At 52.5% G+C, this 23,732-nt stretch carries 23 protein-coding genes; 16 read left to right on the forward strand and 7 right to left on the reverse strand.

What is annotated here, in order from left to right:
* Positions 1-179: 179 nt before the first annotated feature.
* The 5 genes from greB (at position 180) to SYMBAF_RS14975 (ending at position 6,868) form a co-directional block, all read left to right on the forward strand.
* Positions 180-653 carry a transcription elongation factor GreB gene (gene greB, locus SYMBAF_RS14955; RefSeq protein WP_040263685.1) on the forward strand — a complete coding sequence of 158 codons (474 nt, stop codon included), beginning with the start codon at positions 180-182 and terminating at the stop codon, positions 651-653.
* A 145-nt stretch (positions 654-798) separates the two neighbouring features.
* Complete coding sequence (locus tag SYMBAF_RS14960; protein ID WP_040263687.1) at positions 799-3,129, forward strand: Tex family protein; 2,331 nt, start codon at positions 799-801, stop codon at positions 3,127-3,129.
* 892 nt (positions 3,130-4,021) lie between these two features.
* Positions 4,022-4,246, forward strand: a complete 225-nt coding sequence (gene feoA / locus SYMBAF_RS14965) for a ferrous iron transporter A (protein WP_040263689.1) — start codon at positions 4,022-4,024, stop codon at positions 4,244-4,246.
* A 76-nt stretch (positions 4,247-4,322) separates the two neighbouring features.
* Positions 4,323-6,632, forward strand: a complete 2,310-nt coding sequence (gene feoB, locus SYMBAF_RS14970) for a Fe(2+) transporter permease subunit FeoB (protein WP_040263691.1) — start codon at positions 4,323-4,325, stop codon at positions 6,630-6,632.
* Positions 6,632-6,868 (forward strand): FeoC-like transcriptional regulator, encoded by a 237-nt coding sequence (locus SYMBAF_RS14975; protein ID WP_006709014.1) that lies wholly within the window; start codon positions 6,632-6,634, stop codon positions 6,866-6,868. Before feoB ends, SYMBAF_RS14975 begins: the two co-directional genes overlap by 1 nt.
* A gap of 198 nt (positions 6,869-7,066) precedes the next feature.
* Here SYMBAF_RS14975 and bioH read toward each other — a convergent pair whose 3' ends face one another.
* On the reverse strand, positions 7,067-7,837 hold the full coding sequence (gene bioH, locus SYMBAF_RS14980) for a pimeloyl-ACP methyl ester esterase BioH (protein WP_040263693.1): 771 nt from the start codon (positions 7,835-7,837) through the stop codon (positions 7,067-7,069).
* 40 nt (positions 7,838-7,877) lie between these two features.
* On the opposite strand from bioH, the gene gntX reads away from it, so the two are divergent.
* The 8 genes from gntX (at position 7,878) to glpD (ending at position 13,612) form a co-directional block, all read left to right on the forward strand.
* Positions 7,878-8,561 (forward strand): DNA utilization protein GntX, encoded by a 684-nt coding sequence (gene gntX, locus SYMBAF_RS14985; protein WP_040263696.1) that lies wholly within the window; start codon positions 7,878-7,880, stop codon positions 8,559-8,561.
* A gap of 58 nt (positions 8,562-8,619) precedes the next feature.
* A complete protein-coding gene (nfuA, locus tag SYMBAF_RS14990; protein ID WP_040263698.1) occupies positions 8,620-9,195 on the forward strand; it encodes a Fe-S biogenesis protein NfuA in 576 nt (191 codons plus the stop codon).
* Positions 9,196-9,269: 74 nt separating this feature from the next.
* Complete coding sequence (locus tag SYMBAF_RS14995) at positions 9,270-9,446, forward strand: hypothetical protein (RefSeq protein WP_160289773.1); 177 nt, start codon at positions 9,270-9,272, stop codon at positions 9,444-9,446.
* Positions 9,439-9,618, forward strand: a complete 180-nt coding sequence (locus tag SYMBAF_RS15000; RefSeq protein WP_052447643.1) for a DeoR family transcriptional regulator — start codon at positions 9,439-9,441, stop codon at positions 9,616-9,618. Before SYMBAF_RS14995 ends, SYMBAF_RS15000 begins: the two co-directional genes overlap by 8 nt.
* Before the next feature lie 239 nt (positions 9,619-9,857).
* Positions 9,858-10,184: a thiosulfate sulfurtransferase GlpE gene (gene glpE, locus SYMBAF_RS15005; protein WP_040263700.1), complete on the forward strand. Its 327-nt coding sequence runs from the start codon at positions 9,858-9,860 to the stop codon at positions 10,182-10,184.
* A 47-nt stretch (positions 10,185-10,231) separates the two neighbouring features.
* The gene (gene glpG, locus SYMBAF_RS15010; protein WP_040263702.1) at positions 10,232-11,068 is read left to right on the forward strand and encodes a rhomboid family intramembrane serine protease GlpG; all 837 of its coding nucleotides are present in this window, start codon (positions 10,232-10,234) and stop codon (positions 11,066-11,068) included.
* Positions 11,069-11,120: 52 nt separating this feature from the next.
* Entirely contained in the window at positions 11,121-11,879 is a 759-nt protein-coding gene (locus SYMBAF_RS15015) for a DeoR/GlpR family transcriptional regulator (RefSeq protein WP_040263704.1), read from the forward strand.
* A 230-nt stretch (positions 11,880-12,109) separates the two neighbouring features.
* Positions 12,110-13,612 carry a glycerol-3-phosphate dehydrogenase gene (gene glpD, locus SYMBAF_RS15020; protein ID WP_040263707.1) on the forward strand — a complete coding sequence of 501 codons (1,503 nt, stop codon included), beginning with the start codon at positions 12,110-12,112 and terminating at the stop codon, positions 13,610-13,612.
* 345 nt (positions 13,613-13,957) lie between these two features.
* On the opposite strand, the gene asd is transcribed toward glpD, so the two are convergent.
* Positions 13,958-15,061, reverse strand: a complete 1,104-nt coding sequence (asd, locus tag SYMBAF_RS15025; protein ID WP_040263708.1) for an aspartate-semialdehyde dehydrogenase — start codon at positions 15,059-15,061, stop codon at positions 13,958-13,960.
* A gap of 186 nt (positions 15,062-15,247) precedes the next feature.
* Between asd and SYMBAF_RS15030 the strand changes: the two genes are divergently transcribed.
* A complete protein-coding gene (locus tag SYMBAF_RS15030; protein WP_040263710.1) occupies positions 15,248-15,841 on the forward strand; it encodes a YhgN family NAAT transporter in 594 nt (197 codons plus the stop codon).
* Between the two features lie 41 nt (positions 15,842-15,882).
* Here the strand turns inward: SYMBAF_RS15030 and gntK are convergent, their stop codons facing one another.
* The 5 genes from gntK to SYMBAF_RS15055 all read right to left on the reverse strand — a co-directional run bounded on the left by gntK (position 15,883) and on the right by SYMBAF_RS15055 (position 21,326).
* Positions 15,883-16,410, reverse strand: coding sequence for a gluconokinase (gene gntK, locus SYMBAF_RS15035; protein WP_006709024.1), 528 nt, complete (start codon positions 16,408-16,410; stop codon positions 15,883-15,885).
* Between the two features lie 129 nt (positions 16,411-16,539).
* Positions 16,540-17,856 carry a gluconate transporter gene (gene gntT / locus SYMBAF_RS15040; protein ID WP_040263712.1) on the reverse strand — a complete coding sequence of 439 codons (1,317 nt, stop codon included), beginning with the start codon at positions 17,854-17,856 and terminating at the stop codon, positions 16,540-16,542.
* A 1,551-nt stretch (positions 17,857-19,407) separates the two neighbouring features.
* Entirely contained in the window at positions 19,408-20,181 is a 774-nt protein-coding gene (gene fetB / locus SYMBAF_RS15045) for an iron efflux ABC transporter permease subunit FetB (protein ID WP_040263714.1), read from the reverse strand.
* Positions 20,168-20,845: an iron efflux ABC transporter ATP-binding subunit FetA gene (gene fetA, locus SYMBAF_RS15050; RefSeq protein WP_040263717.1), complete on the reverse strand. Its 678-nt coding sequence runs from the start codon at positions 20,843-20,845 to the stop codon at positions 20,168-20,170. The genes fetB and fetA overlap by 14 nt, the downstream gene beginning before the upstream one ends.
* Positions 20,846-21,038: 193 nt before the next feature.
* Positions 21,039-21,326, reverse strand: coding sequence for a hypothetical protein (locus SYMBAF_RS15055; RefSeq protein WP_040263719.1), 288 nt, complete (start codon positions 21,324-21,326; stop codon positions 21,039-21,041).
* A gap of 1,179 nt (positions 21,327-22,505) precedes the next feature.
* On the opposite strand from SYMBAF_RS15055, the gene SYMBAF_RS15060 reads away from it, so the two are divergent.
* Together SYMBAF_RS15060 and SYMBAF_RS15065 are read left to right on the forward strand one after the other, a co-directional pair.
* Entirely contained in the window at positions 22,506-23,060 is a 555-nt protein-coding gene (locus SYMBAF_RS15060) for a fimbrial protein (protein ID WP_040263721.1), read from the forward strand.
* Positions 23,061-23,143: 83 nt separating this feature from the next.
* Positions 23,144-23,695, forward strand: a complete 552-nt coding sequence (locus SYMBAF_RS15065; RefSeq protein WP_040263723.1) for a fimbrial protein — start codon at positions 23,144-23,146, stop codon at positions 23,693-23,695.
* Positions 23,696-23,732: the final 37 nt, after the last annotated feature.

Here is a 23,732-nt window from a genome sequence, read left to right on the forward strand (position 1 = left end):
CCTTTCCCGGTAATACGATGGAAGAATAGCAAAAACCCTCATTATGCCGCTATTGCTAAGGATACTCCCGATTATTAAAGACTGCGCAGGCTGATAAAACAATGCAACAGCACAAAATGTCCGGTTATCGTTTCACATTCACTGACCCTGTGGCAGTGACTCAATAAAGATAAATTACCATGAAAACTCAACTGATAACCCGCCAAGGCTACAGTAAACTCAAGCAAGAACTGGACTATCTTTGGCGCGAGGAACGCCCAGAGGTGACTAAAAAAGTGGCCTGGGCCGCCAGTCTGGGAGACAGAAGTGAGAATGCCGATTACCAGTACAATAAGAAACGGCTACGCGAGATCGACCGTCGCGTCCGTTATCTGGCCCAGTGCCTGGAGCAATTGAAGGTCATCGATTATGCTCCCCAACAGGAAGGTAAAGTATTCTTCGGTGCCTGGGTTGAGGTGGAGAATGACAATGGTGATGTCAAACGCTTTCGTATCGTCGGTTATGACGAAATTTTTGGTCGCAAGGATTATATATCCATTGACGCGCCCATGGCTCGCGCCCTGCTGAAGAAAGAAGTGGGCGATACCGCCATCGTCAACACCCCGCAAGGTGAAGCCTGGTGGCATATCAACAAGATCGAATACCCAAAGTAAAGTTTCGTTTTTTCCTAACAGCCACTCGGCCACCGGAATACGCCGGTTTACCCACTCCGGTGGCCTGCTCCACTGGCATTTTCCCCCATCAATCCGTATAACTGTTCCCTGTTTATTCACCGTTCTTAACACAGATAATAGACTTATGAATCACCCACTGAGCCGCATTATTGCAACAGAGCTTGAGGCCCGGCCACAGCAAGTTGACTCCGCCATCCGTCTGCTGGATGAGGGTAATACTGTGCCCTTTATTGCACGCTATCGTAAGGAAGCCACCGGGGGCTTGGATGACACCCAACTGCGCCAGTTGGAAACCCGTTTGGGGTATTTACGCGAGTTGGAAGATCGCCGTCAGACCATCCTTAAATCGATTGAAGAACAGGGCAAGCTGAGCGAACCGTTGGCACAGGCGATTAACGCAACGTTGAGCAAAACCGAACTTGAAGATCTTTACCTGCCATACAAACCGAAACGCCGCACCCGTGGGCAGATCGCCATCGAAGCCGGTCTGGAACTGTTGGCAGATAGCTTGTGGCAACAGCCGCAACAGCAGCCGGAACAGTTAGCCGAGCGCTACGTCAACGCCGACAAAGGTGTGGTGGACGTAAAAGCCGCCCTTGATGGCGCACGCTACATCCTGATGGAGCGTTTTGCCGAAGACGCCACCCTGCTTTCCAAGGTACGCAGCTATCTGTGGAAAAACGCCCATCTGGCTTCCAGGGTGGTGGAAGGCAAGGAGGAAGAAGGTGCCAAATTCCGCGACTATTTTGACCACCGCGAACCTATTGCTCAGGTGCCTTCGCACCGTGCGCTGGCGATGTTCCGTGGCCGCAACGCTGGCGTGCTGCAATTGGCGCTGAATGCCGATCCACAGTTTGAAGAAACGCCGCGCGAAAGTCAGGCGGAGCTGATTATCATTAACTACCTCGGCCTACACCTGAACAATGCCCCAGCCGATGCTTGGCGCAAAGCGGTAGTCAACGGGACTTGGCGTATCAAGGTGCTGCTACACTTGGAAAGCGAACTGATGAGCACGCTGCGTGAGCGTGCGGAAGATGAAGCAATCAACGTTTTTGCCCGCAACATGCAGGATCTGCTGATGGCTGCCCCAGCGGGCATGCGCACCACCATGGGCCTCGACCCTGGCCTGCGCACCGGGGTGAAGGTGGCAGTGGTGGACACCACCGGCAAGCTGATCGCCACCGACACCGTTTATCCGCACACGGGCCAAGCGGCGAAAGCCGCCGCCAGCGTGGCGGCGCTGTGCATCAAGCACAAGGTAGAACTGGTGGCCATCGGCAACGGCACCGCCTCACGCGAGACCGAGCGTTTTTATCTCGACCTGCAAAAGCAGTTCAACAAGGTAAAGGCACAGAAGGTGATCGTCAGCGAAGCGGGTGCCTCAGTGTATTCTGCCTCCGAGCTGGCAGCGCTGGAATTCCCGCACCTCGACGTGTCGCTGCGCGGCGCGGTGTCCATCGCCCGCCGTCTACAAGATCCGCTGGCGGAGTTGGTGAAGATCGACCCGAAATCCATCGGCGTTGGCCAGTACCAACACGATGTCAGCCAAAACCAACTGGCTAGGAAGCTGGACTCGGTAGTGGAAGACTGCGTGAACGCCGTTGGCGTCGATTTGAATACTGCCTCAGTACCGCTGCTGACCCGCGTAGCCGGCCTGACGCGCATGATGGCGCAAAATATCGTCAACTGGCGGGATGAGAATGGCCGTTTCAGCAATCGCGAGCAGCTACTGAAAGTCAGCCGCCTGGGGCCGAAAGCCTTCGAACAATGCGCTGGCTTCCTGCGCATTAACCATGGCGACAACCCACTGGACGCCTCCACCGTTCACCCGGAAACCTACCCGATAGTGGAGCGCATTCTGGCCGCTACCCGCCAGACGTTGCAGGACTTGATGGGCAATGCATCGGCGATACGCAACCTGAAAGTCAGCGATTTCACCGACGAGAAGTTTGGCGTGCCAACGATAACCGACATTCTGAAAGAGCTGGAGAAACCGGGCCGTGACCCACGGCCGGAGTTCAAAACTGCCACCTTTGCCGAGGGCGTTGAAACCCTCAATGATTTGCGACCAGGGATGATCCTGGAAGGTTCAGTCACCAACGTCACCAATTTCGGTGCCTTTGTGGATATCGGCGTACATCAGGACGGCCTGGTACATATCTCCTCGCTGGCAGACAAGTTTGTGGAAGATCCGCACACCGTGGTGAAAGCCGGTGATATCGTCAAAGTAAAAGTGATGGAAGTCGATTTACAGCGCAAACGCATCGCGCTAAGCATGCGTTTAGATGAACAACCCGGTGAAGGTTCAGCGCGCCGTGGCGGCAACCCCGCGGCACCAGCGCAGAATAACCTCAGCCGCACAGCGGCGAAAACGGCCAAACCACGCAGCAGTACCCCGGCTGGCAACAGTGCCATGGGCGATGCCCTATCGGCGGCACTCGGCAAAAAACGTTAAATCGGACTATTAGGGCGCAGCGAGTTGCGCCCTTGCCGATAAACTATCTCGCACTTTTTTTCAACACGCCATCCAGAATGCCAATCGGCAAATATCTCCCGCTCGCCATTTATACCCTAAATCATGCGCCTAGCAGGAAGGCGGCAAAGCAGCGACAAATCGGTGGGGAACCGATTTGAACCGTGCTTGCGCTGGGCCGCAGGCTGAACCTCAGGGATGAGGTGCATTAATCCCCAGGAGTTTACATCATTCAGTGACTGGGTTGAGCGAGGAAAGCTCACGCCCAGGCAACTTGAAGTATGGCGGGTATATTAAGAACCTATCCCATTAAGCTATTTTATTTGCCATTTTGCACCTGGGCAGCGCTCACCTTCCTCACATACTTCAGGCTGCGGTTGTTGCGCATTGTCCGTGTCCAAACTGGCTGCAACAATATGCGCCTACTGGAATAGGCTCTAACTTTTCAATTAACACTGCGTGTTCATTTGGTTTTTTATGGGCGAAACACCTATGGTTACCGCCCGTATTCCACCATTAAAATATTATTAAATTCCCTGCGGTAAAAATAAAAGGCGACGGAACTGCCGCCATAATTGTCAAGGCTATGAAATCAATCACAACTACGCAACTGATTGCTCATCATTCTCATCTGTGCCATTAGTCATACAGCTTTCATCAAAGCAATGTTGCTGGCGGTTGCGATTACCACAATAACAATTGGTTACCAATACCCTTTCCTTGCGCATTGAAAGCAATAACGATTCTCACTATTATTGCTTTTTTTATTTCTTGCGCAGATTTATAGGTGAGTAACGCCGATGGCGCATCTTGTTCGCCGACAACGCGCAATAATCATCAGCTCTACTACCCCGACTCCCGGAAGGTTAATGACATGCCTATTCTGCCCAAACACACTTATAAGATCGCCGGCTTCTCCAGCGAAATTGGGCCAGCTTATCGCCAGAAATTGCTATCGCTCGGTATGCTGCCCGGCTCCTCATTCGAGATAGTGCGCGTTGCGCCGCTCGGCGATCCGATAGCAATCAAGACCCGCCGCGTCAACCTGGTGCTGCGCAGAAAAGATCTAGCCCTGTTGCTGCTTGACGAGCAACCCTGAGCCGTCGTCATTGGGTTCGATTGCCGCCGTTCCATTGCGCCGGCGTTGTTTTCACTAACTAGTATCATCTTTGATTATGAAAAAACTCACCATCGGCTTAGTAGGCAATCCGAACTCCGGTAAAACCACACTATTCAATCAACTGACCGGTGCCAAGCAGCGGGTTGGCAACTGGGCGGGCGTCACCGTCGAACGCAAAGAAGGTCAGTTCACTACGCCACAGTCTGAAGTTAAGCTGGTCGACCTGCCAGGTACCTATTCCCTGACCACCATCTCGGAGCAAACCTCGCTCGACGAACAGATCGCCTGCCACTACATCCTCAGTGGCGATGCCGATCTGCTGATCAACGTGATCGACGCCTCCAACCTGGAGCGCAATCTCTACCTGACGCTGCAACTGTTGGAGTTGGGCATCCCGTGCATCATCGCGCTGAACATGCTGGATATCGCCAGAAGTCAGCATATCGATATCGATATCGCCGCGCTGTCGTCGCGACTGGGCTGCCCGGTGGTGCCGATGGTTTCCACCAAGGCCGATGGCATCGGCGTGCTGAAGCAGATGATCGACAATCATCAGTTCAACGAGTTGAAAGCGCTGGTGAGCTACCCATCGCTGTTGCTGAAAGAGGTCGCCACGCTAAGCGACGCCATGCCGGAGCACCTGCCGACGGAGCAACGCCGCTGGCTGGCGTTGCAGATGCTGGAAGGTGATATCTACAGCCACAGCCTGGCTGGCCCCGCCACCACGCTGCTGCCGGCGGCCAAGCTGGCGCTGCAACAGCAGGAAGATCCGGCGCTGATGATCGCCGATGCCCGTTACCAGTCGATCACCACCCTATGCGATGAGGTCAGCAACTCGCAGCAGGCGATGCCGAACCGCCTGACAGAACTGCTGGACAAAGTGATCCTCAACCGCTGGCTGGGGGTGCCGATCTTCCTGCTGGTGATGTACCTGATGTTCCTGCTGGCGATCAACATCGGTGGCGCGCTACAGCCGATTTTCGATATCGGGTCGGAGGCCATCTTCATTCAGGGCATTCAGTGGCTCGGTTATACCTTACACTTCCCTGAATGGCTAACCCTCTTCCTGGCACAAGGGGTCGGCGGCGGCATCCATACCGTGCTACCGCTAGTGCCGCAGATCGGTATGATGTATCTGTTCCTCTCTTTCCTTGAAGACTCCGGTTACATGGCTCGTGCGGCGTTCGTCATGGATCGTCTGATGCAGGCGCTTGGGCTGCCGGGCAAATCTTTTGTACCCCTGATCGTCGGCTTCGGCTGCAACGTGCCTTCGATCATGGGTGCCCGAACGCTGGACACCCAGCGTGAACGACTGATCACCATCATGATGGCACCTTTCATGTCCTGCGGTGCCCGCCTGGCGATCTTCGCGGTGTTCGCCGCCGCCTTCTTCGGCCAGGACGGCACGGGGGTGGTGTTTTCGCTATATATGCTCGGCATCGTGGTCGCGATCCTCACCGGCCTGGTGCTGAAATACACCCTCATGCGCGGCGAAGCCTCACCATTCGTCATGGAGTTGCCGGTCTACCACGTACCGCACCTGAAAAGCCTGCTGCTGCAGACCTGGCAACGGTTGAAAGACTTCGTGCTACGCGCTGGCAAAGTGATCGTGATAGCCAGCATCTTTATCGGTGGCCTAAACAGCTTCACGTTCAGAGGCAAACCGGTCGACAACATCAACGATTCCGCGCTGGCGTCGGTGTCAAAAATGATGACGCCGCTGCTACAGCCGATGGGCGTGCACAACGATAACTGGCAGGCCACCGTTGGCTTGGTGGCCGGTGCCATGGCGAAAGAAGTGGTGGTCGGCACGCTGAACACCCTTTATACCGCCGAACGTATCAGCAACCAGGAATTCGACGCCGCCAGCTTCAATCTGCTGGATGAGCTGGACGGCGCGCTGCGGAAAACCTGGCAAGGGCTGAAAAACACCTTCAGCCTAAGCGTACTGTCCAATCCTATCGAAGCCAACAAGGGCGAAGGGGAGATGGAGGTCAGTTCGATGGGGGTGATGAGCAGCAAGTTCGGTTCGAACATCTCCGCCTACAGCTACTTGATTTTCGTGCTGCTGTATGTCCCTTGCGCGTCGGTAATGGGTGCCATCGCCCGTGAATCAAGCCGTGGCTGGATGACGTTCTCCATTCTGTGGGGGCTGAACATCGCTTACTCGCTGGCGACGTTGTTCTATCAGGTGGCGACTTTCAATCAGCATCCACAGTACAGCCTGACGGTTATCCTGGTGGTAGCGCTGGTTAACCTGTTGATCCTGTGTAGCCTACGCCAGGCGCGCAGCCGCGTCACGGTGCGTCTGGGCAACGCCACACCAGCCTCCTGCTGCAAGTGCTCCCAGGGGAACTGCCACTGATGACCAGTCTGCTGCAAGTGCGTGATGCGCTTGCACTGCACGGCAACGTACAGGCGCAACAGCTCAGCCGTCTGTTAGGTGCGCCGGCACCGCTGGTGCAGGCGATGCTGGAACGTTTAACGGCCATGGGTAAGGTGATGCGCATTGAGCAGGATAACAACACCTGCCTGAGCGGCAGTTGCAAAAGCTGCCCGCAAGGGCAAGGGTGCAGTACGGTGGTGTATCGATTGAAGTGATCTCATCAGGGCGCGTATGAAGCGCCCTATCCTGCCTTTCTCATCAATATTTAGAACCCATCCCATAAGGCTATTTTATTTGCCATTTTGGCCCTGGGCAGTGCTCACCCTCCTTACGGACGCCCTGTACGCTGCGGTAATTGCGCGCTGTCCTGATCCAAATTGGCGGCAACAATGCACACCTACTGGGATAGGTTCTTAATGTGCTGCACTAAAAGACACAATAATCGACGCGAACTCGTCAGGATGAGAAATAAAAGGCGCGTGGGCAGCTTTAGACACCATCACCGAGGCTGAATGCGGCCAACTAATGTCGAGCCGTTCAGCGACCTTGCGCGGCACCAATCCATCGAGATAGCCATAGACACGCAGCAGCGGCAGAGCCAATCCCGCCAACGGCTGGCGTAGATCAGCGGTGCGCAATATCTCCAGGCCGCCGTTCAACACCTCAACTGTGGGCATCGGCTGATTGAGCACCACCGATTTCAGCAGGCGGGCATCCTGACGCGCGTTATTAGTACCCAACGTCTGTAAGGCCAAAAAGCGCTCAATGGTGCGTTGGAAATCCTGACTCAACTGATGCTGAAAACCACTCAACACGTCCGGGCGGATACCTGGCCAATCGCCTCGCACGGCAAAGCACGGCGAGGACGCGACGGTGATCAACCCGCGTACTCGCTTCGGCTGCATCAGCGCTGCCTGGCTGGCCACCAGCCCACCAAGTGACCAGCCGAGCCACCAAGCCTGTGGCGGCGCGGCCGTGAGCGCCCTCTCCGCCATCTGCTCTAGCGACATCGCGCCAAACCCTTGGCTGCGGCCATAGCCGGGCAGATCGACCAAATGTAGGCGAAAATGCGGCGTCAGCCGCGCCAGCATGCAGCCCCATACCTCGGCATTCAAACCCCAACCGTGCAGCAGCACAAGATCGCGTCCACCTTCACCTATTATTTGCCGATACAACGCTGTCATCGGTTAATGTCCTTGCAAGTTCGTTCGTTACCGGGAACCTATGCTATCAATCCGCAGCCGGTGTTGGCTATGTCGGCAACCATTACAGCTTATCCAACACGGCATCTGTAGCTACTGCCTGCGTCATCTACCGGCCAAACCACTGTGCTGCCCGCGCTGTGCGCTGCCTGCTGGCAGTCCGCTACTCCCCTGTGGCCGCTGCCTGCAACAGCCGCCACCCTGGCAACGGTTGGTGTTCGCCAGCGACTATATTCCCCCACTAAGCCAGTTGGTTAAGAGGTTCAAGTTTCAACACGCCCCCGAGCTAGCACCCACACTGGCGCGCCTGATGCTGTTAAGCTGGTTGCAAGCACGCAGAGAGCTGTATCTGAACAAACCCGATCTGATTTTGGCTGTCCCCTTACAAGCAAAACGCTGCTGGCATCGCGGCTATAATCAGAGCGATCTGTTAGCCTGGCCACTAGCATATTGGCTGAGCTGTACCTATCGACCAGCGGCATTGCGCCGGATACGCAAAACTCTCCTACAGCAGCAACTCAATGCCGGTGGGCGGCGGCGCAATCTGCGCAACGCCTTTGATTGCGATGAGCAAGTCGCAGGGCGGCATATCGCCCTGTTGGATGATGTGGTCACCACGGGCAGTACGGTGGCGGAAATCGCTACATTGTTGCATCGGCAGGGTGCCGCATCACTACAAATATGGTGCATCTGCCGCACGTTGTAGTGCCATGGCGATGGGCGTATTATAACCTGCTATAGAAGTCAACTATTGAGCTAATGCTATGATCCATATAACAGATGCTGCACAGGAACACTTTGCCAAACTGTTGGCAAATCAAGAAATAGGCACCCAAATCCGTGTATTCGTGATCAACCCCGGCACGCCAACGGCGGAATGTGGTGTCTCTTATTGCCCACCAGACGCAGTAGAAGCCACGGACACCGAACTACAGTTCGAAAAATTATCTGCCTTTGTCGATGAACTGAGCGCACCGTATTTGGACGATGCCGAAATCGACTTCGTCACCGACCAGCTGGGTTCACAACTGACGCTAAAAGCGCCAAATGCCAAAATGCGCAAGGTGGACGATAATGCGCCGCTGATGGAACGCGTTGAATACCTGCTGCAATCGCAGATCAACCCGCAACTGGCTGGCCACGGTGGCCGCGTGACGTTGATGGAGATCACCGATGACAACCTGGCGATCCTGCAATTTGGCGGCGGCTGTAACGGCTGCTCCATGGTTGACGTGACGCTGAAGGAAGGGATCGAGAAAGAGCTGTTGCTGAAGTTCCCGGAGTTGAAAGGCGTGCGCGATCTGACCGAGCATCAGCGCGGTGAGCACTCCTACTACTAATGCCCTTCTTACTTGAACTTGCAGCGTTGTTGGCGGCGTGTATATAACCGCACAGCGTAGGCAGATCGTCAGTAGTGTTGGATGAGTTGATCGATAATCCCCGCTGGCTGTGGATGATGAGCGTTCTCAAGCGCAACCTGCTGTATTGGCGGCAGGATCGCAAAGGCGAGATGCACAGGCTCGGCTCCTGCATCAACGGCAGTGCCAGCATTGACCAATCCGCCATCTCCCGATGGAGCCTGCGTGACTGAGTGCCAGCGCCACAATGCCATTCTCAATCTCTTACCGCGTCAGGAGCAAATTTCCGTGGCGGACGTGATAGCAGTGTTTAATATCTCTCCAACCACCCCGCTCCACGACATCAATAAGCCGAATGAAATTGGCAAGTTGCGCCAAGCCCGCAACGGCGCTGAAGCCACGTAGACTCTATAACCCGCATGGACGCCGCTCAACATTTACCAAACCCAGCATCTAGACAAGAAAATGCACGTCGGCGCAGCTTTGCTAGCCGGGTGAAAGCAGGGTGACCGTCATCGTAGGGCCGTTGCACTAACAGGGAGGCGACGTGCTTGGTATGATAAAACCACAGTGTTAATCTGGTCTAAATGGCCTAATAATTGACTAGAATGGCGCTATATTCTTATTATGAGGCAGTCAGCAGTATGGAACAGTTTGAAGCGATCAACGTTGAGCAAGCTTACACCCGCTGGAAAGATGGCAGTGCCGCTCTGGTTGATATTCGCGATCCGCAGAGTTTTGATGCCGGGCATGCGCCGGGTGCCTTCCACCTCACTAACACCAGCCTGCAAGCATTCATGCTACAACATGACATCGCCCGCCCGGTCATGGTGATGTGCTACCACGGCAACAGTAGCCGCAGCGTGGCGCAATACCTGTTGCATCAGGGATTTGACACGGTCTATAGCATTGACGGCGGCTTTGAAGCCTGGGTGCGCCAGTATCCACAGCACGTTGAAACCTCAGCATAATCTTGCCTGCCGAACACTGGCGGGTTTCTTTTTTAAACGGAAGTGAAATGGTTAGAGTAACCGCCGTCTCCAACCCGCGCCTGGCATTGGCCTTTGTCGATTATATGGCGACCCAGGGCATAACGCTGACGCTGCGTAACAGCAGCAACGCGGCAGAAATCTGGCTGACTGACGCCAACCACCTGGAACACGTGCAGCATGAGTTGCAGCAGTTTTTGGTCGATCCACTTAGCCGTCGCTATCAGGCTGCGAGTTGGCAAACCGGCCATACCGACGCCAGGCTGCACTATCAAGGCTATTCCTACCTTCAGGCACTGTGCAGCAAGGCTGGGCCGCTGACATTGAGCGTGATGGGGCTGTGCATCGCGGTATACATCCTGATGCAGTTGCTGGGCGATAGTACCCTGATGTACTGGCTATCATGGCCGCGGGATCGCAGTCAATACCTACAGCTATGGCGCGGGTTCAGCCACGCGTTCCTGCACTTCTTCCTGCTGCATATCACCTTTAATCTACTGTGGTGGTGGTATCTCGGCGGCCCGGTGGAAAAATGCCTCGGTACTGGCAAACTGTTGGTGCTGACAGTGGCCTCAGCATTTTTCAGCGGTTGGGTGCAATCGTTGTTCAGCGGTGCGCTGTTTGGCGGCCTGTCTGGTGTGGTCTACGCACTGATAGGCTATGTCTGGCTCTCTGGCGAACGGGCACCTGCATGCGGCCTAATGCTGCCACGCGGCCTGATGGTATTTTCAGTACTATGGCTAGTGGTTGGATATTTCGATATTTTAGGAATGTCGATCGCCAACGCGGCACATGTGGCCGGCCTAATGATAGGTCTACTGATGGCATTTTGGGACACACGCCAGCGCACGCGCCTAGAGCAATAACGGCCAGAACTTATGCCCATCACTGAGTATAGCGAGCATTTAGGGGATTATCGTGAAGCAAGCACAGCGTCATGGCGCAATTATCGAACTGCTGCGTCTACAGGGTTATGTCAGCACAGAAGAACTGGTTGAACACTTTGACGTCAGCCCACAAACGATTCGCCGTGATTTGAATGAGCTGGCCGATCAGAACATGATCCAACGCCACCATGGTGGCGCTGCGTTGCCTTCCAGTTCGGTCAATGCCGCCTATAACGATCGCAAAGTGATGTGGTCGGTAGAGAAAGCGCGCATCGCCCAGCGCGTCGCTTGCCAGATCCCAGATGGTGCTACGCTGTTTATCGATATCGGTACCACACCGGAAGCGGTGGCTCATGCGCTGATCAACCACAAGAACCTGCGGGTGGTGACCAACAACCTGAACGTCGCCACCCTGCTGACCGCCAAGGAAGACTTTTGTCTAATCCTGGCTGGCGGTGAGGTACGCGCCCGCGATGGCGGTATCATGGGTGAAGCCACACTGGACTTCATCTCTCAGTTCCGACTGGATTACGGCATTCTCGGCATCAGCGGCATCGATATGGACGGTTCGCTGCTGGAATTCGATTATCACGAAGTGCGCACTAAACGTGCCATTATCGAAAACTCCCGTTGCGTGATGTTGGTTACTGACCATTCCAAATTCGGCCGCAACGCCATGGTCAACCTGGGTAACATGAACCTGATTGACTACCTGTTCACTGATCAACGTCCCTCGCCCAGCATGATGAAGATCATTGAGCAATACGATGTGCAACTGGAGTTGTGCTGACCCTCGGCTCGCCATTGCCACTTCCAAGGCTGTGGCTTGCGGGTTCATCAGCCTGCTGAACCTATTATAGCCTGCACCTATAGCTTTTCTCTGGGTATGACCCCTACCACCAAACTGTTACCTCTATCACGCCTACATATTTTTTTTGGTTAATTCTTAGCTTGTTCGTGAGTTTTTGATTACCATAACGAGCATAAACGAACTTAAAAGAACATTTTAGGGGGCATGACGTGGAAACCAAGGATCTGATAGTGATCGGTGGCGGCATTAACGGTGTCGGCATCGCGGCGGACGCTGCCGGGCGTGGGCTATCGGTACTGCTACTGGAGGCGCAAGATTTGGCCTGTGCGACCTCTTCCGCCAGTTCTAAGCTGATCCACGGTGGCCTGCGCTATCTGGAACACTACGAATTTCGTTTAGTGAGCGAAGCGCTGGCCGAACGTGAAGTGCTGCTGAAACTGGCACCGCACATCACATTCCCGATGCGTTTCCGTCTGCCATACCAGCCGCAGCTACGTCCGGCCTGGATGATCCGCCTCGGCCTGTTCCTGTACGATCACCTGGGCAAACGCACCAGTCTGGCGGGCAGCAAAAGCTTGCGCTTTGGAGCAGAATCGGTTCTGAAGCCTGAGCTAAAGAACGGTTTCGAATATTCTGACTGCTGGGTCGACGATGCACGCCTGGTGGTGCTAAATGCGCAGGAAGTGGAAAAGCACGGCGGCGAAGTGCGCACCCGCACCAAAGTGACCCGCGCATGGCGTGAAAACGGCCTGTGGAGGGTGGAAGCGCTCGACATCAACAGCGGCAAAACTTTTACCTGGCGCGCTCAGGGCCTGGTAAACGCCACTGGCCCCTGGGTGAAACACTTCTTCGACGACAGCCTTAAGCTGAAATCACCTTACCGCATCCGCCTGAGCAAAGGTAGCCACATCGTGGTGCCACGCGTGCACCGTCAGCCACAGTCCTACATTTTGCAGAACGAAGACCAGCGCATCGTCTTCGTGATCCCATGGAATGATGAGTTCTCTATCATCGGCACCACCGATATGGAATACCATGGTGATCCGCAAGGGGTGAAGATCGACGAGAATGAAATCAACTACCTGCTAAACGTGTACAACCACTACTTCAAGAAACCGTTGAGCCGCAACGACATCGTCTGGAGCTACTCCGGCGTCCGTCCGCTGTGCGATGACGAGTCTGATTCTCCACAAGCAGTCACTCGCGACTACACACTGGACATACAGGATGAGCAGGGCAAAGCACCGTTGCTATCGGTGTTCGGCGGCAAACTGACCACCTACCGCAAGCTGGCTGAGCATGCGATGGAAAAGCTGGCACACTACTACCCGGGCTGCGGCCCGGCGTGGACCAAAAATATTACGCTGCCTGGCGGCGACATCGCTGGCGATCGCGACAGCTACGCCGCCAAACTGTGCCGTGAGCGCGACTGGCTACCGGGATCCATGGCGCGCCGCTATGCTCACACCTATGGTAGCCACAGCGAATTGATCCTGGCCGCTGCCAACAGCCTAGGTGATCTGGGTGAAGATTTCGGCCACGGCCTGTACCAAGCCGAGCTACACTACCTGATCGAGAAAGAATGGGTAGTGGAACTAGACGACGCCATCTGGCGACGCACTAAGCTGGGCCTGTGGCTCGACGCGGCGCAGCAGGCGCGGGTGAAAACCTGGCTGGCGAAATACACAAAAAGGCTATCTCTGGTTTACTAAGAACCTAACCCAGCAGGCGTACATTGTTGTAACCAGTTTGGACACCGACAGCACACAACAACCCGAGTGTACATGGCGTACGTGAGGAGGGTGAGCACCGCCCAGGTGCAAAATGGCAAATAAAATAACTTACTGGGATGGGTTCCAAGTACCAGGCTGTATGGGGCCAATAGAGATAAGAATTAAGCCTGTTTTTTGTACCATAATTTCCGATCTCCAATCTGTCCTCTGTAAAGGTGCGGATAGTTTCCCCTGCGGATTTACCTTCGCCGCACTGTAATGTGGCTTTCAAGGTCGCCAGAGATTGAGACTAAACGCACCGCGATAAAACAGGGGACAGCCATCTCACAACAGGATATTCAACATACGGCGCAGCGGTTCGGCCGCGCCCCAAAGCAGTTGGTCACCCACGGTAAATGCAGACAGGTAATGCGGCCCCATATTCAGCTTGCGCAACCGCCCGACCGGCGTATTCAACGTGCCGGTCACCGCTGCTGGCGTCAGTTCACGCAGGGTCAGTTCGCGGTCATTCGGGATCACCCGTACCCAGTCGTTATGCATTGCCAGCGTTTGTTCGATTTCCGGCAACGAGATGTCTTTTTTCAGCTTCAGGGTGAACGCCTGGCTGTGGCAGCGCAGTGCACCAACGCGTACGCACAGACCATCTATAGGGATCACACTGGAGGTATTCAAAATTTTGTTGATCTCCGCCTGGCCTTTCCACTCTTCACGACTCTGTCCGTTATCAAGCGGCTTGTCGATCCATGGGATCAGACTGCCAGCCAGCGGTACACCGAAGTTATCGATTGGCAGCTTGCCGCTGCGGGTGGCTGTGGTTACCTTACGTTCGATATCCAAAATCGCCGAGGCAGGGTTATGTAACTCTTGCGCGACCTCAGCGTGCAGCAGGCCCATTTGGGTCAGTAGTTCACGCATGTGGCGCGCCCCACCGCCAGAGGCCGCCTGATAGGTGGCGACTGATGCCCACTCCACCCAGCCGTTGGCGAACAGGCCACCGAGCGACATCAGCATCAGGCTGACGGTACAGTTGCCGCCAACAAAGGTCTTGATGCCTTTATCCAGCCCCTGTTGGATCACCGCGTAGTTGACCGGATCCAAGATAATGATGGCATCATCCCACATGCGCAGTGAAGAGGCGGCGTCAATCCAGTAACCCTGCCAACCGCTTTTACGCAGCTTAGGATAAACTTCGTTGGTATACTCTCCGCCTTGGCAGGTAATAATGATGTCGAGCGCGCTCAGTGCATCAACATCATAGGCATCCTGTAACCTGCCCCGCTGGCCACCGAATGCTGGCGCAGCGGAACCGGGCTGTGAAGTGGAGAAAAAGACTGGGCGAATGGCATCAAAATCGTGCTCTTCCATCATACGGTGCATGAGAACCGAGCCGACCATTCCGCGCCAGCCGATGAAACCAACATTTTTCATAATGACTGTGTCCTGCCTTGGAAAGGGCTATTAGGTTGAGTTATGTGTAATATCTCTTCACCTTACAAAATGTTAGTGCAGGCGCAAAGTGAATTTATTCGATGGCGAGGCATTTTTCAGCAATCCTGCTTATAAGTCACCATACGCACGGAGAGAGCGGCACGTTTTCTCTATTTCGAGGTAATAATGACAGAGATGATTTCAGCTACGGTGTTGCTGTTTTTAATCATGGATCCACTGGGAAACCTGCCGATTTTTATGTCGGTACTCAAGCACCTGGAGCCGCGTCGCCGGCGAGTGGTACTGATCCGCGAGTTGTTGATCGCCCTGCTGCTAATGCTGATCTTCCTGTTTGCTGGTGAGAAGATCCTGGCGTTCCTCAACCTACGCACCGAGACCGTTTCCATCTCCGGCGGGATCATTTTGTTTCTGATCGCCATCAAGATGATTTTCCCCTCGCAGGAGGGCAACAGCTCTGGGCTTTCCGTTGGTGAGGAACCCTTTTTAGTGCCGCTGGCGATCCCGCTGGTAGCTGGGCCGTCGATTCTGGCAGCACTGATGCTGCTGTCGCACCAGTACCCAAACTTGCTGCCTCATCTGGTGATAGCACTGTTGGTTGCATGGGGGATTTCTGCGGCTATCCTACTGATGTCTAATCTGTTCCTGCGCCTGTTGGGTAGCAAAGGGGTCAGTGCGTTGGAAAGATTGATGGGTTTGATTCTGGTGATGCTGTCCACCCAGATGTTCCTAGACGGCGTGCGGGATTACATGAAACTGTAGCGGGAATACTGGTACCTGAAGCACCAGCAATAGATGCGTGGTTAACGGGACGCCACGCCCTGAACATAAGCGATAATATCAGCAACCACACCGTCCAGCGGCTGGTTGATATCGATCGCCTGCACATCCTGCTCCTGCGCATCTGGTTCTTCCAACGTGGCAAACTGGGAAACTAACATCTGCGGTTTGAAGAAATGCCCCTTGCGCTGCTTTAGACGTGCTTCAATCACCGCCTTATCCCCTTTCAGGTAGATGAAATGCACGTTGCTGTTGCCCTCACGCAGACGGTCACGATAGCGCTTTTTCAGCGCTGAGCACACCAGCAGCGACACCCCATTGGTGCGTTGCATGGCGAAGATAGCGTCATTCAACGCCACCAGCCACGGGGTACGATCGTTATCGTCTAGTGCATGCCCGGCAGCCATTTTGTTGATGTTAGCCCGTGGGTGTAGGTAATCGCCATCCAGCATGGCGGCATTGATGTCATGGGCAACGGCACGAGCCACGGCGGATTTGCCGCTACCTGAAACCCCCATCAAGATAAATACGTGGTTTTGCGGGTGACTCATTATCTCATGCCCTTATGGGATCTGATGCGCATCTTCACAGCAGTTTACGCCGTCAACATCATCACCTGCCCCAACTGATAAAGATACTCAAAAATGCCGTAAAAAAACCGGAGCCGGAAGCGGTAACACTTATATGATTGTCGACAACAGCAAGCAACCGACCAGGCCACACACCGAGATGATGGTTTCCAGCACCGACCAAGATTTGATGGTTTCCATGATGCTCAGGTTGAAGTACTTCTTAAACAACCAGAAGCCCGGATCGTTGACGTGAGAGAAAACTACGCTGCCAGAACCCACCGCAATGACCATCAGTTCCGGGCTGACGCCGGTAGTAGCGATCAGCGGCGCTACGATGCCACCAGCAGCGATGGCTGCAACAGTGGCAGGCCCCAGCGCTAGGCGCAACGCGGCAGCGATCGACCAGGCCATCAGGATCGGTGAGACGTTGCTGCCTGCCATCTGGCTGGCGATATATTGCTCTACGCCGCTATCAACCAGCACCTGCTTGAACGCACCGCCACCACCAGTGATCAACATCATCATCGCGATGATTTTAATTGAGTCGCTGACAGTACCCATCACTTCATCCATAGTACGGCCAAGGTTTAGGCCAAAGGTGAAAATCGCGATCAGCACTGCAATCAGTGTCGCCATCACCGGGTCGCCGAAGAATTCAGCGAGATGCAGCAAGCGATGCTCCTGAGGCAACGCCATTTCGGCTAGCGCACGCAGCGCCATTAGGATCACTGGCACCAGAGAGGTAGCAATGCTGACAGCAAAACCTGGCATTTCTTCTTCGGTAAACGTTTTCGGGTTATACAGCCCTTCCAGCACCGGCTTATCAATGCCTTTAAGAAAATGGGCGTAGACTGGGCCGGCCAGAATCATCGTTGGGATAGCCAGTAGCGTGCCGTATAACAGGGTTTTGCCCATATCGGCATGAAAGAGGGAGGCGATCGCCGTTGGGCCAGGGTGAGGGGGCAGGAAACCATGGGTCACCGACAGCGCGGCCACCATCGGCACACCGACATACAGTAACGGAATGCGCGCGGAGGCGGCGATGTTGAACACCAATGGCAGCAGCAACACGAAACCAACCTCATAAAACAGCGCGAAGCCAACGGTAAAGCCGGTCAACATCACCGCCCACTGGAGGTATTTTTTACCGAATATGTCGATCAACGTGGTAGCGATGCGTTGAGCACCACCACAATCTGCCAACAGCTTGCCAAGCATGGCACCAAAGCCCATGATCAACGCCAGGCTACCCAAGGTGCTGCCAACGCCAGCCTTGATGGAACCGATCACTTTATCCCCCGGCATGCCTTGCGCAATCCCTACCACCAGAGCAACCAGAACCAAAGAGATAAAGCCGTTCAATTTAAAACGAATCATCAGCAACAATAGTAGCGCTACACCGCCTGCAACAATCACTAATGGCATAATTTTTCTCCCACCTTTTTAGCATAAACTCTTTTTACAATAGGCGGTAAAGCGTAAAGCCATTGTATTTTCAGGCTTTTCCCCGATGTTATAAGGCATGCAGCAGGGGTATTGAGGCAAAGGTTTAGCATTCTATTTTATCTATTAATAACATTAAGTTATCTTATTTTTGTTGGTTTTCACACTCGAGTTTCTACAATATCATTGATATCATCGTTAGCAATAACAGGGCAACCACCAGGATCAAATCAGCGGCTAAAATCATTCGCAGTGCCGAAAACCGCGCTCGTAGATCATACTCAACTCTCCGCAATGTTTCCTACAATCTGGTTCTGGCAACAAAAGTAAGAAAGCTTATTGCCTCTGTTCAAAGCATGAGATGGCCGGAGGAATCAGTAACAGATTTATTGCGCGAGGGGCGAGTGGAAAGCAGACAAAAAAAAGCCAGCACCCGAGCTGGCTAAGTAAACACTGGAAGCAATGTGAGCAATGTCATGCTTTCTCGGAGAGGGCATCATAGGTTAATGCCCTCTCCAGAACGCCAGGTAATAATAATCATTATCATTACCGATTGTAAAGCGCTTTTTTGAACAAAACTAAATAACATCAATACATCTCAGTGCACGGATAAATTAAAGGGTTATCTAATCGTTGAGAAAGAGGATAGAAATTTTCACTCATCAGCGCGACTCTCTGCGGCAGGGCTACCGTGATATGTCACACAGACCTCGCTGCCATCAAAAAACTTGGTTGCACTGCTATTGAGCAACGATGCACAAGCCTACCAGCATTACCGTTACCAGAACGACGAAGGTCAACCCGCCGGACGTCACTATTCAACGTACCTCCCAGTCGGTTCACAGATCGGAAGCCAACCGACTTTCAGCAGTGGGTCAACCTTTAACTGGGACAACGCCTCCTCCTCCGCTAAATTCCCAGGAATTTGGTGCCAAATGGCCTGGAACTTACGTCACATCCATCAACGGCCGCCGGGTGTATAGCACTAATATTGATGGCATTGGCTACAGCATCGGCGGAATATCGGGCAATAATTGCTCAGGTAAAAGTGGTTGGGTGGGTACCGATAGCGGTGGTGATCCTAATCATTTCATGCTTTGCTCAGCGAAAGGTCAATTCGCTCATTAGCCTCTCACCGGGCAGGTGATGATTACTTTTACAAGACGTCACCCACCACCGATTCTGGCCAGGTAAATTCATTCAAAGTTGCCTCTTTTATTTTGCGTAATAATCATGGATCTCGGTGGTTCTACCCAGAACCCGATATTGTTATCAACAACTTCAACGTAACAACATTGGCTTGCAGCGTCGATAACGCAGCGGTCAGTGCCAACAGTAATGCATCATTTAAACTGACTTATCAATAGCAACAGCGCACATCACCACCGACATACCGGCCGCTACGCCCTTGAGCTTTTTTATCAAAACGGAAAGTGGCACAAAGGCAGATATCAAAGGCGAAATCTGCCAGAACATCGCCCTGCTGCAAGGGTGATAGACGGAAAAACAGCCTCTGAAGCGAGCGTTTTTGCACTATTTCAGCATGTTGACCATCAATTGATGGCGGGCGTTGTAAAACTTACGGTAGGCCAGATAGCAAGCGATAATGCTCGACAGGCTGGCGGTAGAGAGCAGCATATAGGTCACCATAATCTGATACTTAATCGCCCTTACCGGATCGATGCCAGCAAAGATCAAGCCAGACATCATGCCCGGCAAACTCACTAGCCCAACGGTTTTCGCCGAGTCGATCGTAGGAATCAGTGAAGCACGGATGCTATCGCGGATCAGCACCGTCGAAGCGAACTTCGGTGAAGCGCCCAAGCTGAGCATTTCTTGGATCTGCTGTTGATCGCCTTTAAAACGCTGCCCAAGGTTACTATAGCACAAGCCCACCGCCACCATGGCATTACCGGCTACCATGCCGGAGATCGGGATCACCTGCATCGGCGTAAACTCAATCGAGTGAGTCAATACCAACACCGCTAACGTTAACACCGCGCCGGTAGTGATGGCGATAAACGAGGTGACAAACGTATGTTCGATGTATTTACTGCGCTTTTTGGCGTTATAGGCCGCGTTAAAGCAGATAAACAGTACCATCAGCACAGTCAGTAACGCGTTGTTCAGATCGAAAATATATTTCAATACATAGCCGATAATAATCAGTTGCACTACCGCCCGGCAGATACTCCAGATAATGTCCTTTTCCAGCGCTAGCTTTTCCCGGTGGCTGATCAGCATGGCGATAACCACCAATACTATCGACAGCGCTAATGATTCATTGGTGATGTTATGCTGGTTCATCGGCGTACTCCTGCTGCTGGGCCGTATGCACAGGCAAGGTGATCACCTCATCCGCATGCCTGATTTCCTCCACATCGTGCGTCACCCACAGCACCGCTAGCTGGTGTTCAGCCACTAACTGATGGATCAGCGCGTTGACGTGACGTTTGTTCTCTTCATCCAGCGCACTGGTGACTTCATCTAGCAGTAACACTCTAGGCAGGAACTGTAAGTTGCGGATTAGCGAGATGCGCTGTTTCTCACCGCCTGATAATTCGTTGATGCTTTTTTTCAGCATGCTGTCCGGCAATCTGAAACGCGCCAGATAAGCCTTCATTTTCTGTTCGTCCGGCTGCTGCTTGCGGATCAGGTAAGTCAGCGCGATATTGTCATAGACCGTATTGCCAAACAGCACCGGAGTCTGAAAACAGTAAGACACCCGTTTACGGTACTCTTCCGGCGGCATTGCGGTAATAGCTTTGCCATCAAAAGTAATGCTTCCGCTGGTGGGATCAATCAGTGAGGAGGCGATTTTGAGCAGGGTACTTTTTCCACAACCAGAAGGGCCGGTAATCAATTTGAACTCCCCTTTGCTAAGGCCAAAAGAGACTGAATCGAGGATCACCTGTCTATCCATTTGATAATGAATATCATCTAATCTGAGTATTTCTTTGCTGTTTTTCATAAGACACCGCTTCCAGACATCAGTGTGCAGTAAACATTGAGTATATAACCATAAAAAAAATACTGGCAATATCTGGTCACTAGCGATAACAACATCGCCCCTCCGGCAGAATCAGTGATTCTACCAGAGTGATAAATATTTTTAATGATTTTCCACGAAGAAAAGGGACTCAATAAAAAGCAAGAACGCCATGTTACTCTTTTTTGGCAGATGTGCACTCGGTGCAAATATACCAACGTAGAGAATTATTAATACTGCGATGGGAGCAACGGATTTTCCCCTCTTTTTCCAACGCCAGCAGCAGAGTGCGGGTGGTATAAATATTCTCATCGCATTTATCCGCCAGCTCACGCGTTTTCGGCCATTGTTCCTGTGGCAGTGGCTTCCCTTCCCCCCCCGCCCCGCGTTCCCTACACAATCCCTTCAACACATTCAGCATCTGCAACTTTCTGTTTTCATATGTGCTTGGTGCCTTAGCCATGGCATCCCTCCTGAGTGGTTACTCTGAGCATCCCTGTTCAAGTGGCAGCACGTCAGCCACGCGCAGGGCGTAAATCATGGTGTTAACCGCCGCTTTGCTTAAGCTCTCAACCCGATTGAAGCGAGTTGATAACCGCTCATGCTTGACGTCAGAACAGAATTTTCTTTTTATATGTATAAAATTCATCAATGGCTTACAGGTGCTTTCAGCCATATAGTTATAAAACCGATATATCAGGACTCATAGGATCGCAGGCCATTAAAATAAGTAATACATTTCTGAATACTTGTGGATTGATATTTCATATCGCATTAATATTTTTTTGGTGTTGCACATCAGACTTTTCATTAAGATTATTCTATGCGATGTTTCATCGCATTCACGGCCACGTTATTTCTTCTTATACCACCCAAAGGTATAACAATTGACATTATCAATAACACTCCCCCCGCATAACGGCCAGTAAAAAGCAGGATAATCATTTATTCCACTTTTCCTAATTGTTTCTGATTAATACATACCCAAAAAAAACCTTAAACCCCCTGAAAAACATAGGAGGAGTTGAGTAACTCATCGCTCTCATCAATGTTATTTTTTTGTTAATTTTAATAAGGCGATGCCTTTCTATCCATATATCATTCCAGAGAATATAAAAAATAAATAAAAAACAATGTGTTGTGTTTTAACCATGTCCCTTTGCGGATATTGAGACTCTAGGGCATGAAGACGATATTAGCAAAACAATATTGTAAATTTTAGTACGAACATTATTCAGTCCTATCTAACATATCGCATATTTGTATTTATCAGGTTATTTATACTAGATAATATTTTGATGCGACTTTTTGATTCTAGTAAAAAGATGTTTCTTTTTTCTTTTAGTTTTATATTCTGAATTTAAAAAAATTCAACAAAAGATATTTACATACAAGCCTGTTATTTGCCAGAATCCCCCCCGGCAAGATACCAGCACTGATATTCATGTTTTAATTTCATGGAGATCCATTACCGATTTCCAGCAACTTCCGCTATCCCACACAATAATGAGGGATACTTATTGCGCAGAGTAAAAAGTGCTGAATCTAACTAGGGTGCTATTAACATACATGTTGCTAGCACCATAGGGTTTTGATGTGTCGTTATTTTTATTTCAATACTCTTTAAGGAGGAATCTGAGAAATGAAATTCAATAAATTAATGTTGCCCACCGTGATAGCTATCGCTTTAACCTCTGTTGCTCATGCTGCATCCCCCCCTGTTGCTCCTACTGCGTCTAATCAAGGCCACGGTAAAGTAACATTTAACGGTGAGATCATTAATGCACCATGCAGCGTTGCAGCAGAATCCGTCGATCAAACTGTTGCTATGGGGCAGATCAGCAGTAATCTTTTGGCCAAACAGGGTAAATCCCATATGGAACCTTTCAGCATTGAGCTGAAAGATTGCGCATTATCGACCATGAATAACGTGAAAGTGACCTTTACTGGCACAGCAGATCCGAACAACCGCAAGATGCTGGCACTGATCGGTAGCGCATCCGGGGCGGGTATCATGATCTATGACAAACTTCACTCCAAAGACGTTGAGCTAGGTACTGAAACTGTGGGTCAGGCTCTGAACAAGGGTGACAGCTCACTGAAATTTGCCGCTTACCTGCAAGGTAGCAGCGCCTCTTCCACCGTAGTGCCGGGTGACTTTACCAGCGTGGCTAACTTCACGCTGGCTTACCTGTAAGCCCCCTTTGGGGGATGTCTCGATGGCTTCCCCCCGTTTTATGCCTGCCGCAACACCGGTAATGGGATAGAGAGAGACCCAACATGACCACCCACTTTTGGGCCGCACTGCTTATCATGCTCAGCGTTTGTAGCATGGCGGCGTTAGCGAAGGAACAGGGACATGGCAAGATCAGCCTGGGTGGCGAGATCGTTGAAACGCCGTGCGGCATCGCTGGCGAAAACGTGGATCAATCCGTCGATTTTGGTCTGATTTCGATGAGAGACGCGGCACAAGGTGCCCAGCCGGTGCTAGTGGGTAGCCGCCGCAACGTTGAGATCAAGCTAATAAATTGCGAGTTGGCAAGCAGGGTAAGACCCGGCCTTCTTTATCGCACAGCCAATATCACTTTTGATGGCATAGCTGACAGCCTAGACCCCGAATTACTCGGCGTTTATGGCGAGGCACAAGGGATCGCCATTGAGTTGTTGAACAGCACGGGCGCTCCCATCCCACTTGGCAGCACCACGGCGGATTACCTGAGTGTCGCTGGCGATAATACGCTGCGCTTCGGTACTCAGTTGCGCATTCATCCTGATAAGGCGCGGGCAGGCAGGTTCAGTTCGCTGGCTAGGCTCACCTTGTCATATCTTTAGCCGATTTCCCGCCAGCATCGCCAGCAGGCGCTGCCTG

Origin of the sequence: Serratia symbiotica (genome assembly GCF_000821185.2) — a bacterium.
In the GTDB taxonomy this organism is placed as follows: Bacteria; Pseudomonadota; Gammaproteobacteria; order Enterobacterales; family Enterobacteriaceae; genus Serratia; species Serratia symbiotica.